The organism is Pseudoalteromonas sp. BMB (genome assembly GCF_001709235.1).
GTDB lineage: Bacteria > Pseudomonadota > Gammaproteobacteria > Enterobacterales > Alteromonadaceae > Pseudoalteromonas > Pseudoalteromonas maricaloris.
The window spans coordinates 1-16,371 of the sequence record NZ_MBQA01000076.1; the positions used below are offsets into that span (position 1 = coordinate 1).

Annotated in this window: 15 protein-coding genes; 8 read left to right on the plus strand and 7 right to left on the minus strand. The window is 42.9% G+C overall.

The features are described from left to right. Positions 1 to 137 precede the first annotated feature (137 nt). The 3 genes from pgl to pgi form a co-directional block, all read right to left on the minus strand. The gene (gene pgl, locus BB427_RS06660) at positions 138 to 848 is read right to left on the minus strand and encodes a 6-phosphogluconolactonase (protein WP_069019723.1); all 711 of its coding nucleotides are present in this window, start codon (positions 846 to 848) and stop codon (positions 138 to 140) included. Next, positions 848 to 2,317 carry a glucose-6-phosphate dehydrogenase gene (zwf, locus tag BB427_RS06665; protein ID WP_069019726.1) on the minus strand — a complete coding sequence of 490 codons (1,470 nt, stop codon included), beginning with the start codon at positions 2,315 to 2,317 and terminating at the stop codon, positions 848 to 850. The genes pgl and zwf overlap by 1 nt, the downstream gene beginning before the upstream one ends. Positions 2,318 to 2,602: 285 nt before the next feature. Beyond that, positions 2,603 to 4,249: a glucose-6-phosphate isomerase gene (gene pgi, locus BB427_RS06670; RefSeq protein ID WP_069019728.1), complete on the minus strand. Its 1,647-nt coding sequence runs from the start codon at positions 4,247 to 4,249 to the stop codon at positions 2,603 to 2,605. A gap of 382 nt (positions 4,250 to 4,631) precedes the next feature. Between pgi and BB427_RS06675 the strand changes: the two genes are divergently transcribed. Beyond that, positions 4,632 to 5,669 carry a LacI family DNA-binding transcriptional regulator gene (locus BB427_RS06675; RefSeq protein ID WP_069019731.1) on the plus strand — a complete coding sequence of 346 codons (1,038 nt, stop codon included), beginning with the start codon at positions 4,632 to 4,634 and terminating at the stop codon, positions 5,667 to 5,669. 47 nt (positions 5,670 to 5,716) lie between these two features. Here the strand turns inward: BB427_RS06675 and BB427_RS06680 are convergent, their stop codons facing one another. After that, positions 5,717 to 6,784, minus strand: a complete 1,068-nt coding sequence (locus BB427_RS06680) for an AI-2E family transporter (protein ID WP_045989076.1) — start codon at positions 6,782 to 6,784, stop codon at positions 5,717 to 5,719. Between the two features lie 309 nt (positions 6,785 to 7,093). Between BB427_RS06680 and BB427_RS06690 the strand changes: the two genes are divergently transcribed. From BB427_RS06690 to BB427_RS06710, 5 genes are all read left to right on the plus strand, one after another. After that, the gene (locus tag BB427_RS06690; RefSeq protein ID WP_045989077.1) at positions 7,094 to 7,759 is read left to right on the plus strand and encodes a hypothetical protein; all 666 of its coding nucleotides are present in this window, start codon (positions 7,094 to 7,096) and stop codon (positions 7,757 to 7,759) included. Between the two features lies 1 nt (position 7,760). Beyond that, entirely contained in the window at positions 7,761 to 9,212 is a 1,452-nt protein-coding gene (locus BB427_RS06695) for a beta-barrel assembly-enhancing protease (RefSeq protein ID WP_069019734.1), read from the plus strand. A gap of 129 nt (positions 9,213 to 9,341) precedes the next feature. Next, a complete protein-coding gene (gene arsC / locus BB427_RS06700; RefSeq protein WP_069019737.1) occupies positions 9,342 to 9,689 on the plus strand; it encodes an arsenate reductase (glutaredoxin) in 348 nt (115 codons plus the stop codon). Further along, positions 9,689 to 10,240: an NAD(P)H:quinone oxidoreductase gene (gene wrbA / locus BB427_RS06705; RefSeq protein WP_069019740.1), complete on the plus strand. Its 552-nt coding sequence runs from the start codon at positions 9,689 to 9,691 to the stop codon at positions 10,238 to 10,240. The genes arsC and wrbA overlap by 1 nt, the downstream gene beginning before the upstream one ends. After that, positions 10,237 to 10,674 carry a DUF2069 domain-containing protein gene (locus tag BB427_RS06710; RefSeq protein ID WP_010375505.1) on the plus strand — a complete coding sequence of 146 codons (438 nt, stop codon included), beginning with the start codon at positions 10,237 to 10,239 and terminating at the stop codon, positions 10,672 to 10,674. Before wrbA ends, BB427_RS06710 begins: the two co-directional genes overlap by 4 nt. Positions 10,675 to 10,769: 95 nt before the next feature. Here BB427_RS06710 and BB427_RS06715 read toward each other — a convergent pair whose 3' ends face one another. Beyond that, positions 10,770 to 12,104 (minus strand): ankyrin repeat domain-containing protein, encoded by a 1,335-nt coding sequence (locus BB427_RS06715; protein WP_069019744.1) that lies wholly within the window; start codon positions 12,102 to 12,104, stop codon positions 10,770 to 10,772. Positions 12,105 to 12,249: 145 nt separating this feature from the next. Here BB427_RS06715 and BB427_RS06720 point away from each other — a divergent pair, with 145 nt between their 5' ends. Then, on the plus strand, positions 12,250 to 12,456 hold the full coding sequence (locus BB427_RS06720) for a DUF2897 family protein (protein ID WP_069019746.1): 207 nt from the start codon (positions 12,250 to 12,252) through the stop codon (positions 12,454 to 12,456). Between the two features lie 35 nt (positions 12,457 to 12,491). On the opposite strand, the gene BB427_RS06725 is transcribed toward BB427_RS06720, so the two are convergent. Both BB427_RS06725 and BB427_RS06730 read right to left on the minus strand, forming a co-directional pair. Then, on the minus strand, positions 12,492 to 12,902 hold the full coding sequence (locus BB427_RS06725) for a hypothetical protein (RefSeq protein WP_069019749.1): 411 nt from the start codon (positions 12,900 to 12,902) through the stop codon (positions 12,492 to 12,494). 106 nt (positions 12,903 to 13,008) lie between these two features. After that, entirely contained in the window at positions 13,009 to 14,166 is a 1,158-nt protein-coding gene (locus tag BB427_RS06730; protein ID WP_069019752.1) for an endonuclease/exonuclease/phosphatase family protein, read from the minus strand. Between the two features lie 167 nt (positions 14,167 to 14,333). Between BB427_RS06730 and BB427_RS06735 the strand changes: the two genes are divergently transcribed. Further along, the gene (locus BB427_RS06735) at positions 14,334 to 16,352 is read left to right on the plus strand and encodes an ATP-binding protein (RefSeq protein ID WP_069019755.1); all 2,019 of its coding nucleotides are present in this window, start codon (positions 14,334 to 14,336) and stop codon (positions 16,350 to 16,352) included. The last annotated feature ends 19 nt before the right edge of the window (positions 16,353 to 16,371 follow it).

Genomic DNA, 16,371 nt, shown 5'->3' on the forward strand with positions numbered 1-16,371 from the left:
GAAGTAAGAAGTAAGAAGTGTTGTCGCTTCGAGCTGAATGTCCAGAGATATTCAATCAGTTGACTCAAATAATATCGAGACAAGGCTAGCTATCACGCCAGCCTTACATTTTACTATTTTTAGTAGATGCACTCGGGTTACGGGCACCAGAATACGGTCAAATTAATATCAGGGTGATTTAATACAGCGCGCAGTGGTACGTCATACTCCGAACCGGATTGTTTTGCCGCTTCATACACTGCCTTTTTTTCATCACCAGAGATCAATAAAACAGCCGCCTTAGAGTTAGCTATTCCCGCCAAAGACAAACTCATACGCTCAGTGATCTCACCTGTCACTTCGCTTTGATGAGCATTAATTGCGCACACAGTGTTTGTGGTCGTTAACGCGTGCTCTAGGCCCTTTGCATTTGGAAATAAACTGGCGGTATGACCATCAGGTCCCATTCCCAAAATAGTAACATCGAACGGTTTTTTCAACGCTGCATAAGCAGACTCACATAAATCAGCGCCCTCTTCTGCTGACACTGCCGCATTCTTCATCGTCACAAATCGAGCATTTGCCGCTTTGTCTTGCAGTAATGTCGACTTGATAAATGCTTCGTTAGACTTTTCGTGTTCCGGTTCGACCCAGCGTTCATCAACCATAGCAACCGTAATTTTGTCCCAGCCTAGTTCAACACCAGAAAGGTAACGATACGCTGGAGCCGGTGATGAACCACCAGATACTAACAGCACAGCTTCACCGTCCTGCTCAATACCTTGACTGAGCCCAGCTTGAAGTAGCTCTGCAAGCGCTGCTGTCATCTCGTCTTTGGAGCTGAAATTTCTTTCTGTTAACTGTGCCATTACGCTTGCTCTCCCGCGTTGAACCAAACATGTTTGTTTTCTTCTAGCAGTTCATCGGCGTCTTCAGGACCCCAAGAGCCAGCACGATAAAGTGACGGAGCCCCTTTACTCTGCCAACGCTCAATGATTGGATCAACCCACTGCCACGCTTGGCGCACTTCGTCACGGTGAATAAATAAAGCAGGGTTATTTGCAGCGGCGTCTAGCATTAAGCGCTTATATGCGTCTGAATGATAGCCATTGTTATACTTTTCACTCAATGAGATATTTAGCGTCACTGGCTCTAGTTGCATTTCAAGGTTATCTAGACGCTTAGACATTAGCGTTAACTGAATACTTTCTTCAGGTTGTAATCTTATTACCAGACGGTTTGGCTGAATTGGACCCGCCGCATCGCCATAAACATTGTGAGAAACAGGCTTGTACTCAACCACAATTTCAGCACAACGCTTTTTCATACGCTTCCCTGTTCTTAAATAGAAAGGCACGCCAGACCAACGCCAGTTATCAATGTGAGCACGAATAGCAACAAATGTTTCTGTTTTACTCGACCCTTCGCCCAACTCTTCAAGGTAGCCAGGTACCAGCTTACCTTCAAGGTCGCCTGGCACATATTGACCACGCACAACATTATTATCTACACCCGTGTCAATTAGCGGTCTAAGCGCTTCTAATACTTTAAGCTTTTCAGTGCGAATGCTGTTGGCATTAAGTTTATGTGGTGACTCCATCGCAACCAAGCAAAGTAGTTGCAATAAGTGATTTTGCACCATATCACGAAGTGCACCCGCTTTGTCGTAGAAGCCAGCTCTGCTTTCAAGACCGACTGTTTCAGAGATACTGATCTGAATATTATCTATGGCTTTAGCATCCCATAAATTCTCGAACAGTGCGTTTGAGAATCTAAGTGCCATCAGGTTTTGAACCGTTTCTTTACCTAGATAATGATCGATACGGAATACTTGCTCTTCCGAGAAGAACTCACCGATTTTGGCATTAATTTCTTCTGCAGATTTACCGCAATAACCAATAGGCTTTTCAACAACTACACGTGATTGCTCAGTGATTAGCCCTTTGATTGACAATAGCTCACAACAACGGCCATAAACCGCTGGAGGAAGTGACAAGTAGAATACACGAGACTTATCTTCCCCATCAGCCAAAATATTCTTTAGCGTATCCCAGTGTTCATCTTCTTCAGTAACGTTGACTACCACAGGCACTAAAAACTGTTCAAATGCGGACCAATCTTTCTTGTTGTATTCGCCTTTGCCAAGGTGAGTTTGTAATGCGATATGTGCCGTTTCGATAAATTCTTGTTGTTTGTTTTGTTCACGAACGGTCGGTAAGATGCGAGTGCCTTCAGGTAAGTTACCTTCTTGATATGCACGATACAAGGCAGGTAGGAGTTTGCGAAGTGCTAAATCGCCTCCCCCACCAAAAATTACGATGTCAAAAGGATTAAGCATAATTCACTCTCATTAGGTTAGGCGTGCACTACAAGCACGCAGTGTTTATTCGATTTGGAGCCACTCCAAAGCCTACCAAACTCATTGTGTAACGGGTGATGATTTCGATTGCAATGCACTAGTAATATCAATTCGACTTAATACCTGCTCAATTTGAGGGATTAAGTAAGTTGGTATAAATGAGTCTTAGAAACCTGTATTTCCTCTCACAAAAATACAGGCTCTAAGTACTCCAGCGCTACCCGTTCAAAGGTATTCTGTTTACTTCCAGTTCCACTCGAAGTATTAATTTGTTCTCTTTTGCTTGTAATAAGCGATTAGACCCGCCGTTGAGCTATCATGCGGGTTAGTAACGCCTTCTTGCGTTAGCTCGGCTTCAATATTTGAAGCAAGCCCTTTACCAAGCTCAACACCCCACTGGTCAAATGAACACACATCCAAAATAATGCCTTGGCAGAAAATTTTGTGTTCATACAAGGCAATCAGTCGGCCCACAGCTTTTGCATCTACCTTATCTAAGATAAATGAAGAGGTTGGACGGTTACCTTGGTGTATTTTATGCGGGATCAACTTGTCGATTTCCGCATCCGACTTACCTTTAGCCGTTAAATCTTCACGTACCTGCTGTGCATCTACACCCGTCATCATTGCTTCCGTTTGCGCGAAGAAGTTAGACAGTAAAATATCGTGATGCTGGCCTACTTTGTTTTGCGGTTCAATCGAAGCGATGAAATCAGCCGGTACAATCACATTACCTTGGTGTAAACACTGATAAAAAGCGTGCTGGCCATTTATCCCTGTCATGCCCCAAATAATTGGCACAGTCGTATAGTTTACCTGCTCTCCTGCAAAAGTAACATGCTTACCATTACTTTCCATTTCACCTTGTTGTAAATACGCAGGCAGCATATGAAGCGCCTGATCATAAGGCAAAATCGCTTGTGCTTGATACCCCAAGAAGCTGGTATTCCATACACTGAGTAACGCCATCAACAGTGGAATATTGTCTTCGTTGTTTGCCGTTTTAAAGTGCTCATCAATTTCAAACGCACCTTCAAGTACTTCGACAAACTTATCGAAGCCTAAATAAAGTGCGATTGGTAATCCTATCGCGCTCCAAAGCGAGAAACGACCGCCAACCCAGTCCCACATCGTAAATACGTTGTCATCGCTAATACCAAACGCTCTGGTCTTCTCAAGGTTGGTGCTAACTGCAACAAAATGCTTGGCGATTGCCGCTCTATCGCTTGCAGCATTCAAAAACCACTCAACGGCAGTCTTTGCATTGGTCATGGTTTCAGAGGTTGTGAAAGTTTTTGATGACACAACAAACAAGGTGGTTTCTGCATCCAAACCTTTTAGTACTGAAGCAATCTGTACACCGTCAACATTCGAAACATAATGCACGTTTAGCGTTTCATCTGCATACGCGGCTAGCGCATCAGTCACCATTTGCGGACCTAAGTTAGAACCACCAACGCCAATCGCAACCACATCTTTGACAGCTTTGCCTGTATACCCTTGCCACTCACCCGAACGAACTCGGTTACTAAATGCTTGTAGTTTTTCTAATTCTGCATTGACTTGTTCAGTAACGTTTACACCATCCACATAAATAGGTGTATTAGCTCGGTTACGCAGTGCTGTATGTAAAACCGCTCGGTCCTCAGTGATATTTATTTTTTCACCTGAGAACATCTTTTCTCGCCAAAGCGCAATATCACTCTCTTTTGCGAGCTGCATCATCTCAGAGAATGTTTGGTCATCAATGCGTTGCTTGGAAAAGTCGAACAATACACCTGAGATTTGACGAGAAAACTTTTCAAACCTTTGTGCATCGTTTGCAAACATCGTTTTTAAATGCTGTTGCTCTACTCGCTGAGCAGAACCACTGAGCTTTTGCCAACTATCCAAATCTACACGACCACCCATTACATATTCCCCTAAGACGTAAGTGATTGTTAGTTACCTTACTTTTCAGGTAGTAACAACAAAGAAACATTATTAAACAAGCACATTATGCCAAAATGACAACGCTGTCAAATCGCTTCTTTTCAATTTTACATTGCGAATAATAACCTAAAATAAAATTTTTGACACCGGTATCATTCATTTATTTCTGCGAATTGTAGTGCTAAATTCTGTACTTATTAGATAGACTAAGAAAAACAGATGATCCTTTTATTAAGCCGATGGTCGCCTTAGCGGCTAAATATCTCAGAAATTGGGCGCTAGCTTCTGCATACATAAAGCGCTACTATTCCTCTGTGCTTAATAATGATCGATACAGACCTGTAAATAGAAGAACAACTACATGAAAGTCACTATTAATGATGTTGCCAAGCTAGCTGGCGTATCTATGAAAACCGTATCGCGGGTAATCAATAAAGAACCTTCGGTTAGAAAAAAAACCTACGATCAAGTAATGCTGGCTGTCAAAGAGCTTAATTATCAGCCTAATATCGCTGCGAGAAACTTAGCTGGTACTTCTTCATTTGCAATTGGCTTGGTCTACGACAATCCCAATGCGTATTATGTCATTGATATGCAAAACGGGGTGTTATCTCGCTGTAGAGATGAAGGATATGAGCTCGTCATCCACCCCTGTGAATCCAATTCGGAAAATATGGCCGAAGAATTCGTCACTATGATCAAACGCTCACGTCTTGCAGGTTTAGTCTTGACTCCTCCTCTATCCGAGCAGCAATCCATTATTGATATGCTAGATGAGCTGGGCATACATTACGTGCGTCTACTTTCTGGTCGAGCGCAAGAAGCGAAAAATAGCGCAAATAACTGTATCTTTGTTGACGACTACGCTGCAGCCTATGAAATTACTGAGCATCTGATCCAACTTGGACATAAAAAAATTGCGTTTGTACTTGGGGATGAAGAACACAAATCAACGACAGAACGGTTAGCCGGATATCGCGATGCCCTAAAAGCACACGATATAGAACAGGACGATACACTGCTCTATCACGGTACTTACTCATTTGAATCAGGGGTAAAAGGCGCTAAAGCGCTGCTGGCCGATGGTAATCCAAACCAAATCACTGCGATTTTAGGTGGTAACGATGAGGTAGCCGCTGGAGCTTTATTTGCTGCGCGGCTGATGAACATAGAGATCCCGGGTCAATTGTCTATCAGTGGCTTCGAAGACTCTCCATTCTCCCGCCAAACTTGGCCAAAGCTTACGACTGCACATCAGGCTAACAACATTATTTCTGAACATGCTGCGCGTTTATTGTTTTCTAAAACACGGGGACATCGAAAAAATGATAAAGAAGTCTCACATGTGTTCACACCGAGTATGGTGGTTCGTGAAAGCACGGGTAGGATCACACAATAGCTATTTATTTAGTCGGCTCTTGAGCCGACTAACATCAAAAATTCTCACTATTTCGCCAACAGTTCTTCACTCTTACTCGACCATGCATTGATCAGCGCCTTGACCAGAGATGCAAGTGGAATCGCAAAGAATACCCCCCAAAATCCCCATAAACCACCAAAAAATAACACTGCAACAATGATATAAACAGGGTTGAGATCCACTGCTTCTGAAAACAATAACGGCACTAAAACATTACCATCTAATGCTTGAATAATGCCGTACGCGATGAGAATGGTCCAAAATTCTGGCGCTAGACCAAATTGAAACAAAGCAACTGCAGCAACGGGTAAGGTAACGAGTGCAGCACCAATAAATGGGATAAGTACAGAGAGCCCAACCAACGTTCCCAGTAGTGCGGCATAACGTAAATCCAAAATGGAAAAGGTCACAAAGCTCACTACTCCAACGATGACAATCTCAAAAACTTTACCACGAATATAATTCATGATTTGTTGGTCCATCTCATGCCACACTTGTGAAATGAGCTTTCTGTCCTTGGGTATAATTTTTGACACTCCAGATGTAAGCTCTGACTTGTCTTTCAACATGAAAAAAGCAAGCAGCGGCACTAAGACTAAATAAATCATCCAAGCGACAACGTCTTTTAATGAAGTTAATGAGGCTGACACAATGACTTCGCCAAGCTCTAACAGTTTGCTTTCCACAGAACTCACAATTGCCTGTACCTGAGTTGTAGAAATCAGCGTCGGATAGTATTCAGGTAAATGTAAAAGGAAGTCCTTACCCTCTTCTACCATGGTTGGACTTTCTTGGAGCAGGTTACTTAACTGTTGCCACAAAACGGGAACGATACCAAATACCAGCCCCAAAGCGACCCCCACAAATACCGCCATTACCACTACTGCTGATAACATCCTACTGCCAGTCACTCGGGTAAGCTTGTTCACTGGCCATTCTAGTAAATAAGCTATAACAATTGCGACCAGTACCGGCATGACATAACTGCCAAAAAAGTACAGCAAAGCAACCGTAGCAACTAGCATCAGCAATAGAGTAACGGAATGTGGATCTGAAAACTTTTTGATATACCACGCTTTTACTAACTCAAACATCCATGATCTCCAAACACACTTCACCGCTTTCAATTTCAATAATTTGGTAACTCACCGAGTTACCATCCAAATATTTTTTTATGTCTAACAAGCTTTGATCCTGACTCATCAGCAACTTTAGTTTGCCTAGAGTATAGTCATGGCGCTTTAACCGCCACTTAAACTGAACAAATAATGCGGGACAGGTAAATTCTCGCAAATCATGCACAAATTTTGTTGTCTTGTCTCCACACAAATCACTCAATGCGGTAGCCCTCAAGGCGTTGATGGTTTATTCTTAATAGCATACTCTACTTCTTGGGAATCTTAATGCCAGGCGTTAATAATAAGGCCCGATTGCCAGCCAATCCAACACTAAAAGAAATAAATTGGTACAAAAAACAAATTAATTGGGGTGAACTTCCGCCTTTTTATCACCTTGTCGCCTCAGCGGTGAGTGAATGTGAGGGTCTGCTCCATCACGGCTTTGATAATGCAGTAAAGCGTTTGCTAGATAAGCGAAATTGGAATATCGAACTATTAGGTGGTTATGAGGATGACAGTGGCATAATTCACTGTGACAATAAACCTCAAATAGCATTACATCAAGCATTTACTGATAGAGGCTTTGAGCTTTGGGCTTACCCAATAGCCAAAGGCACCAAGATTGATGCCTATGTTAAAGATAATCGTTTTTTAGAATTCCGAGTGTGGGATCCGCACACGATGAAAAACTTACTGCGCATCAACCAGCTCCATAAATTCATTGCGTTTTACTTTGAACGTGGTGATATAGCCGACAAAGCTCTGATACTTCATGCGCACAAAGTGCTACATATGACAGTGACGTTTTTGCAAAAAGAATTGAACATCACAGGTGTTGATGGGGTCTCAATAAAAGATTTTTACCAACTTTGCGAAAAAGATGCTCGAGCATGCAATGATGAAGTCGACTTAGCTAGGATCATGCTCGGAGAAGACCTTAAAAGGGATTAAAATGCGGTTAAAACCCCTATTAAATTCAATCGTTTTAACATTTGCGCTCGCTGCATCCAGCAGCGCTATTGCACAAACAGAGCTGAAACTACCAGATTTAGGCACTTCAGCTCTCCAAGTACTACCTATTGAAAAAGAGCAAGCGATCGGCGAAGTCATGATGATGCAGTTACGCTCGCGCTCCCCTGTGGTTGGCGATCCGGTACTTGAAGAGTACTTAACTAGCCTGGGCAATCGCCTCGTCGCCAATGCTAATGACGTACGCTTTCCATTTACCTTTTTTTGGATAAATAACAAAGATATTAATGCCTTCGCTTTTTACGGGGGCCACGTTGGTGTACATACGGGACTCATTGCGCAATCCGATAACGAGAGTCAGTTAGCATCCGTTATTGGCCACGAAATTGCGCACGTTACCCAACGCCATTTAGCACGCCGCGTACAAAACGCAAAAGACAACAGTGCCTTGACCATCGCGGGGCTTATTACTGGTATTTTGGCAACCGTTGTTGCCCCAGATGCAGGTATCGCCATTTTATCCGCAAGCCAAACGCAATCATCGTTGAACCAATTAACGCATAGCCGAAAAGCGGAGCAAGAAGCCGACCGATTTGGTATGAATACCCTACATAAAGCAGGCTTTGACCCCTATGCGGCCAGTGAATTTTTAACTAAGCTCTCGGATCAAATTCGCTTTAAAAATAAGCCACCCGCATTTTTGCTTACGCACCCGTTACCCGACAGTCGAGTATCGGACGTTAGGCTTAGAGCACAACAATTCGAGAAAAAGCATTACCCCTCAAGCCTTTCCTACGCGTTAGCTAAAAGCCGTGTGCTTGCACGATACTATTATTCAGAAGATGCTGGAGAAGCGTTTTTCAGAAACGCGCTAAAACACTCAGCAGAGCTCGACAAGCGCGCCCTACAATACGGATTAGCAATTACGTTACTCGATCAAAAAAAGTACGAAGAAGCTGGCAAACTATTGGATGAGTTGTTAGAAAAAGATCCAAATAACTTGTTTTATCTTGATGTATATACCGATTATTTAATTGCGACAGAGCACTCTGGCAAAGCCGTTGAGATGCTTCAGGCCCAACATCAACTTAGGCCCAATAACCAAGTTATCACGCTGAATTATGCTAATGCCGCCATAAAAGCAAAACAGTATGAAGTTGCAGAGCAATTGCTCAAGATCTTTTTGCTTGAGAAACCGGATCATATTCTCGCCCGCGATTTACTCACACAAGCCTATGAAGCCCAAGAAAACAAGGCGGCTTACCATGAGTCAAAAGCGAGTGTCTATGCCCAGTACGGTGCATTTAATAAGGCAGCAGATGAAGTCCAGCGTGCACTCAATCATGTCGAAGATAACGAAGATATCAAACGTACCAGATTAAAGGCGCTACTTAGCCAATACCGTAATATGCAAAAAGAAATCGCTAAGCTGTAGGCTTAGCGATTGCTTACAGCAATAGTAAAAACGTATTTAAGCCAATTTTCTTGCACATCGCTTTTCGTCATCTCAACATTAAGCTATGATCCGTTTACATTACGACTTAGAGCAAAATAGAGCGAAATCATGTCAGTAGAAATCTATCACAACCCGCGCTGTTCAAAATCACGTGAAACCCTAGCTTTACTAGAGTCCAATGACGTTAATCCTACCGTTATTGAATACCTAAAGACGCCAATCGATAGTGACACTTTGGCTAATTTACTTTCTAAACTTGGATTTAGTTCTGCTCACCAGCTCGTCCGCAGCAAAGAAACGCTCTACAAAGAGCTTGGACTATCGAAAAACTCGGACGAAGCGACACTGCGCACAGCCATGCTTGAAAACCCTAAACTGATTGAACGTCCTATAGTTGTCAATGGTGACAAGGCAGCGATTGGTAGACCCCCAGAGTCAGTGCTTGATATCCTGTAATGAGTAAAATTCTTATTTTATACCACTCTAGTCATGGCTCTGTGGCGAATATGGCGCACGAATTTGCAGACACCATAGTGTCACAAGGTGGTGAAGCTATAGTACGCGTATTTGAGAAACGTCAAGACCATGATGTGGTCGTAACAAAGCAAGACTTAATATCCTGTGACGGTTTGGCGTTTGGCACTCCAACACGCTTTGGTATGATGGCGGCTCAAGCGAAAGCGTTTTGGGAAACCACCAGCGATCTGTGGCTTAAAGGCGCGCTCATCGATAAACCAGCCTGCGTATTTTCTTCTTCAAGCAGTATGCACGGTGGCAACGAGGCTACTCTACTCAACCTCTCCTTACCGTTATTACACCACGGCATGATGTTGTTAGGTATCCCCTATGATGTTCCAGAGCTTTTGGCGACCGAAATGGGCGGAACGCCTTACGGTGCAACACATGTTGCGGGTAGCCAAAACAATACTTCTCTCACTCAAACAGAAATCAAAATTTGTCGTGCAGCAGCGAGTCGACTGCTACGCGTCGCGGAAAAGTTAACATGAATGAAATTGCAAAAAAGCCCATCACTAGACGCTTTCAACTCTGTGCGCTAGTTGGGTATTTTGGTCTTTTGATCCTAATGCCACTGTGGCTCTTTGTGCTTGCACCAAGAGAAGGTTACAGCTTGGGCTTTGTCTTTGTGGTGTACGTTTTACCTTTATTACTCCCGCTTAAAGGTATTTTACAGGATAAGCCATACACTTATGCGTGGGCAAACTTTGTCGTGATGTTTTATTTTATCCACGGCTTTACCCTGTTGTGGACATCTCCTGACGAGCTAGTGTTAGTCCTGCTTGAGATTGGCTTTGCAACCTCCATGTTTATTGGTTGCACTTACTATGCAAGACACAGAGGCCAAGAGTTAGGATTGAAGATCCGCAAGTTAAAAGAGGACCTTGCCGACGAAAAGGCAGCTCACGAACATAAAGAGTCATAATCTCGCTTGCGTAACTCCATTAAAAAAGCGCAGTCTTCAATGAAGTAGCTGCGCTTTTTTCGTATTCATGCCTTGGTATTATTCGATATGGTAAGCTACTGCAACGAGAGTACGGCTATCAACACCAATACTGAAAACAATACCTGCACACCAATACTGAGCCAAGCTAACGCATTTACCCCGATGAGTGACCAAGGTGTTGAGCTGCTCGGATAGAGGGGATTACTGCGTTTTCGTCTCGCAAAAACAAAAATTGCGATAGAAGCAGCCGTAGTGACAAGTGTTGCAATGGTTTTTTCATCAACCTCATCAGTAAAAAATAAAAATAACTGAAGTGGTAGCAAAATCGCAGCAAAGGCATAAAGAATATGGACGGTTTTTATTTTTTGATACTTTGCTTCGTTAGAAAGCTCGATAATACCGCGCTGTTCAAATGTTTGCTTAGAAGTAAGTGCCTGATTTTTCATAGCAACACGGTAAGGGGTGTCGCCATGAATATCCGCAAGCGTCGGGTCATCACCATGTTCAAAAATCATTTCGATCATAGCAGCAGAGTTCGATGCCGCCGCATAATGCATTAAGTTCCTGCCCGATTCGTCCAACTCATTTACTTTATGGTGCGGCAACATGGTTTCAACTGCACTCACAAAACCATTTTCAACTGCTAACATAATGGCAGAGCGCCCGTTGCTATCTCTTGCCGTTCCTTTCGCGCCCTGCGTTACCAGCGTAATAATAGCTGATTGCTTCACCTGTTGCTGGGTTAGTTGGAACAATAGCGCTTGTTCCAAAAGACCCGTCACTTCATCTTTGTCACACATAGCGCAAAGCAGCTCAAAAGTCTGCTGTCCATCCAGCAAACTATCTGTTGCTAGTTTAGCAGTAGCGGCTCGGTCAAGCAGACAAGTATCAATATGAGTCAATAGTACCGTCTGTGTTGCCTCCGAGCTGTTGCACCACAGAGCAACAATTTCTTTCGCGCTAAACTTAAGCCCTTTCTCCAATAGCCATATCAGCGTTTTTTCATAATGTTTGTCATAGAGCAGCTCTACAAACGATAAACTTTGCTCTTGTACCTGAGCTTGAATGTTAGAGTACTGACCAAGACGCTGAATGAGTGTTTTTATTAGCTCATCCTGATCAGTATCATTTTCCTCGATGTGTTGAATTACGCTATTAACGTATTGACGCTGTTTATCGTCATAGTCATCAATATGCTGAAAATAACAGGCTTCGAACGGCTCTAGCGGTCGTAGCCAAGCGAGGTAAAATAAAGGAGGTAGAACAGTGGTCGTTACGCCCTGCTCATCTTTCATTTGTTGGCAATTCGGCCATGCCTCTATGGCATCTAGAATGTAAGCACCGTTTTGTTCGATTAACCCCTTTAACAGCATGGGATACTGGGCAGGCCAAATTAACACTTGTTCCATGAATGCGCTATTATCCTCAGAATGTAAATATATGCAGCATAATTATCGCGAAATGACTAGGTGGTGAATAATATCAACAGTCGCGCTAAAATGCTCACCTATTTCAGGACAAATTTAAAAAATAGGGCTTTTTTGAGGAGCTAGAATGGGCAATCAATTAGAAACATGGCAAGTGATCTTGATCATTGCTGGTGTGTTAGGGGTGATTTGGAGCAATATTGCGTTGTTAAAATATTCCGCCAAATTTGAAATGAAAAAGAAAATAGACGAGCAAACGGCGCCTTTTGACAAAGATAAGGTAACATCCAAAAACAACACGCCTCAAAATAATCCAAAAAAGGATGAAGATTGAAGCATGTTGCGACGTTAGACGTGCTGACTAATCATTCATCCACATTTGAAATTTAATCGCACATCATAAGGCTTACCGAGCGCACCATCGGCTATTCCTCCACCTATGGTCATTGCAGCCCCTGCATCATCGACACTATTTCGACCAAAAATCCACATCGCCATACCGGCAGCCTCAACGGCGTTAGCTACGCCTTTTTGCGTGATATAAGTACTCTCAGGCGTATCGCTGTTATAAATAATATCTAGATCCACAACATACGCGACCATATCGGCTTGTTTGCAATAGTGCTCGGCCTGCTTTAATGCTTCTTTACTACCCGCATCACGGCTGTCGGAAAATAACATAATATTATGCACACCATCAGACGATGGACGCACATCATCATGATGAGCACACCCGGATAACCAAACCGCTAAACCAACACTTAATAGAATTCTTTTCATCACACTCTCCTATTCATTAAGCGCAAGCTTAGGGGTTATTTCGGTTTAGTTCCGTTAGTCATTGTTTAAATTTGTAATAAGCGACACAATTGACCAATCACAGCGGTCATTTAACTTCCACGTCTACCCAAACTAAACGGTGATCGGAGCTGGCATGACGACTTTCCACTAAACGGAATAATTCATCTTCTTTGCTTGGCCAGAAAACCCCGCTGCTAATCACCCGAAAACCGAACTTGGATGGCAATACGTAATCTACACGAGCCCCCCAATGTGCGGTATAACTGCGACTCTCACTTTCCTTGCTATGTTCACTTCCCCCTCTGCTTTTTGGCGTAAAGTTCGAGAATACTTTAGGATTATCTAATAATTGTTCTATCACGCCTAGTCTATGTTTATCGCCTTTATCAGCAGCGTTTAAATCACCGACGATGATAAATCGTGTATCATTTTTAAGGCCACCTTTAACACCATTGTCATCATAAATGTACTGGCTACGTTTAGGGTCGATATAATCAGCCATTAAGCGGATCTCATCGTGATTTCTGTTGCCATTCCTATCCTCTTCACCATCAAAGACAGGAGGCGTTGGGTGCATAGCCAGCAGGTGAAATAATTTACCGTTCACTTCAATTGGCAGATCCCAGTGAGATTTTGAGCTTAGCCTCAAGCTTTGCCACTCTTGCTCACTATACCAAGGCTGTCTCGTCGTCGGATCTATTGTCACCATATGGTTTGGCATATCTTTCCAAAGAAATGCCTGCAGAGTTCGGGCCTGCTCTTTTTTAATCGGATACTTTGACAGCACAACCATCCCATATTGCCCCTCATATAGCCCAAACCCTTGGGCATCACCGCCATAGTTAGATTGCTTACCGTCATTATCTAAATCAAACGGTGTTGGTAATCCAGTATTGACTGGCGCAATATAAAAGTAAGGGTACGATATCGGCTGCTGATCCGCTTGAGGTTGTGCTAGATAGTTATTTACAAATGCCTGTACACCTTTATTTGGTTCAGCGATGTAATCAAATTCATTAAGTAGAATCACATCTGGACGAACACGCTGAATGATTTCTGCAATATTCTTGATTTGTTGATGTTGACCATTTTGTAGCAACTTACTGAGCTTTTGAGAGTCCAGTGCTTGCCCTTTTTGTTGATAGTTCGTTGCTTCCATACTGACATTAAAGGTAGCAACACGAAGTGTTTGTGCACTTACGACCGTTGTCATTAATAAAAAAAGTAGACCTACGTATTTCATAGACTTGCCTTAAAAAATTGTGATAAATCCCGCGATGACTATTTTATTCATAATCCTTTGAAAAACGGAAATTATCTCGACAGACTCAAACGATTTAATGTTGGCAAGTTAGCAAAGAGCGGTTAAAGTTAAATGATTAACTGCCTTGTACTGCCAATGTGAAATTTGTGAGTATTTTAAAACGATTACACCTCATCACCACAAACCAAGACACCACATTTGAAGAAAAAGTGACGGCGCTGCTGACTCTTGGCCTCGATGTATTTGAGCTTGATATTGCAATCGTCAGTGAAATCCAAGCTGATGTATACACAGTAAGGCATGTGATCACTCCAGATAATTCTTTGTTAGTAGGTACGGATTTTGAACTGGCAAACACCTATTGCTGGCACACTTTACAAGCTGACAGCGCACTGTCTTTTCATCACGCTGGTACCAGCGAAATTGCCACTCACCCTTGCTACGCAAACTTTGGCCTAGAAAGCTACATTGGTGCGCCGATTATTGTTGATGGTAAACGCTATGGTACCGTCAACTTTTCCGCATCAAGCGCCAAAGCCCAAGCGTTCAGTCAAGAACACTTAGATTATGTGAGTTTATTAGGTCAATGGATTGGTGTTGAAATTTCTCGGCAAAAGGCGTTAAAAAAAATACAACACCGCTCACAAGCATTAGCAGCGATGAGCCGTCTTGCTGATATTGGCTCATGGGAAGTCGACTTTAAAAAGAACAAAGTGTATTGGAGCCAACAAACGCGACTCATTCATGGCGTTGATGATAACTTTACACCAACACTCGACAATGCCATCAGTTTCTATAAACCCGGCGTACACCAAGGAAACATTAAACAAGCCATAGACGACGCCATCACCTCCAAAACCAAATGGGACATAGAATCCATTATTATTGATGCCAACGGCAACGAAAAGTGGGTCGCCTCTCACGGTCAAGGTGAATATGAAAATGGCGAATGCGTTCGGGTTTTTGGAGCAATTCAAGATATTGATGAACAAGTCAAAATGCGTATTGCATTAGAGCAAAAGCGCGAAGAAGCGGAGCAACTTCTTAAGACCCGGAGTGAATTTATCGCCAAAATCAGCCATGAATTAAGAACCCCGCTGAATGGTTTAGTCGGCATGCTGCAAGCGTGCCGAAAAGAAACCGACATAAAAGAAATCAAGAGTAACCTGAGCGTCGCAGTCAACAGTGCAGATATGTTGATCACATTGATAAACGACGTATTAGACTTCAGTAAGTTAAATAGTAACAACCTGAAGCTAGACAATACCGCGTTTGATCTTCATCAGCTAGTCGAACAAGTTGTTGGCCTGTACAGTCCAGCCTGTCGGGAAAAAGGGCTTGCAATCAACTTCCATATTCATAAACAAGGCACAAATTGGCTCTATTCAGATCCGACGCGAGTTAAACAAATTATTGCAAACCTCGTGAGTAATGCCATCAAATTTACACCAACGGGTAGTATCGATATTTATGCCGACGTGCTGGGAAGTGAAACTTCACCGGTTCTACAATTAAGTGTCTCAGACACAGGCATAGGGATTGCTAAGACCAATCAAATACATCTTTTTCAGCCATTTAGCCAAGGCGATGCCAGTGTAAGTCGGCATTTTGGTGGTACTGGTCTTGGTCTTTCAATCGTATTTGAGCTTTGTAATTTGTTACAAGGCGAAGTACAGGTAGAAAGTGAGTTGGGTAAAGGAAGTACCTTTATCGTTACCTTCCCAATAGAGTTTGCAGACGAGGCCAACGACGTACAAGAGCAAAAGACTGAAGAGCAGCATATTTCCTTATCAGAATGTAAAATCCTGCTTGTAGATGATAATCAAATCAACGTACTGGTGATGGAAAAGTTACTGAATCAGTTTGGTGCAACTCACATCGACAAAGTTTATAACGGCGAGCAAGCCGTAAAATCATGCCAAGACAAAACTTTTGATATTGTGTTTATGGATTGCGTCATGCCGATTATGGATGGCTTTGAAGCCACTCGCAGTATTCGTCGGCTTGCAAAAGATAAACGCCAAGGACCACATATTATTGCGTTGACCGCCAATACTTCTGAGTCCGATAAGGCAGCCTGTTATGAGGCCGGCATGAATAACTTTCTGTCTAAGCCTATTCAGCTTGACGCACTAAGAAGCGCGCTTGAGCCCTTCACGCAATAAAAAAGGAGCTTGACCTAGC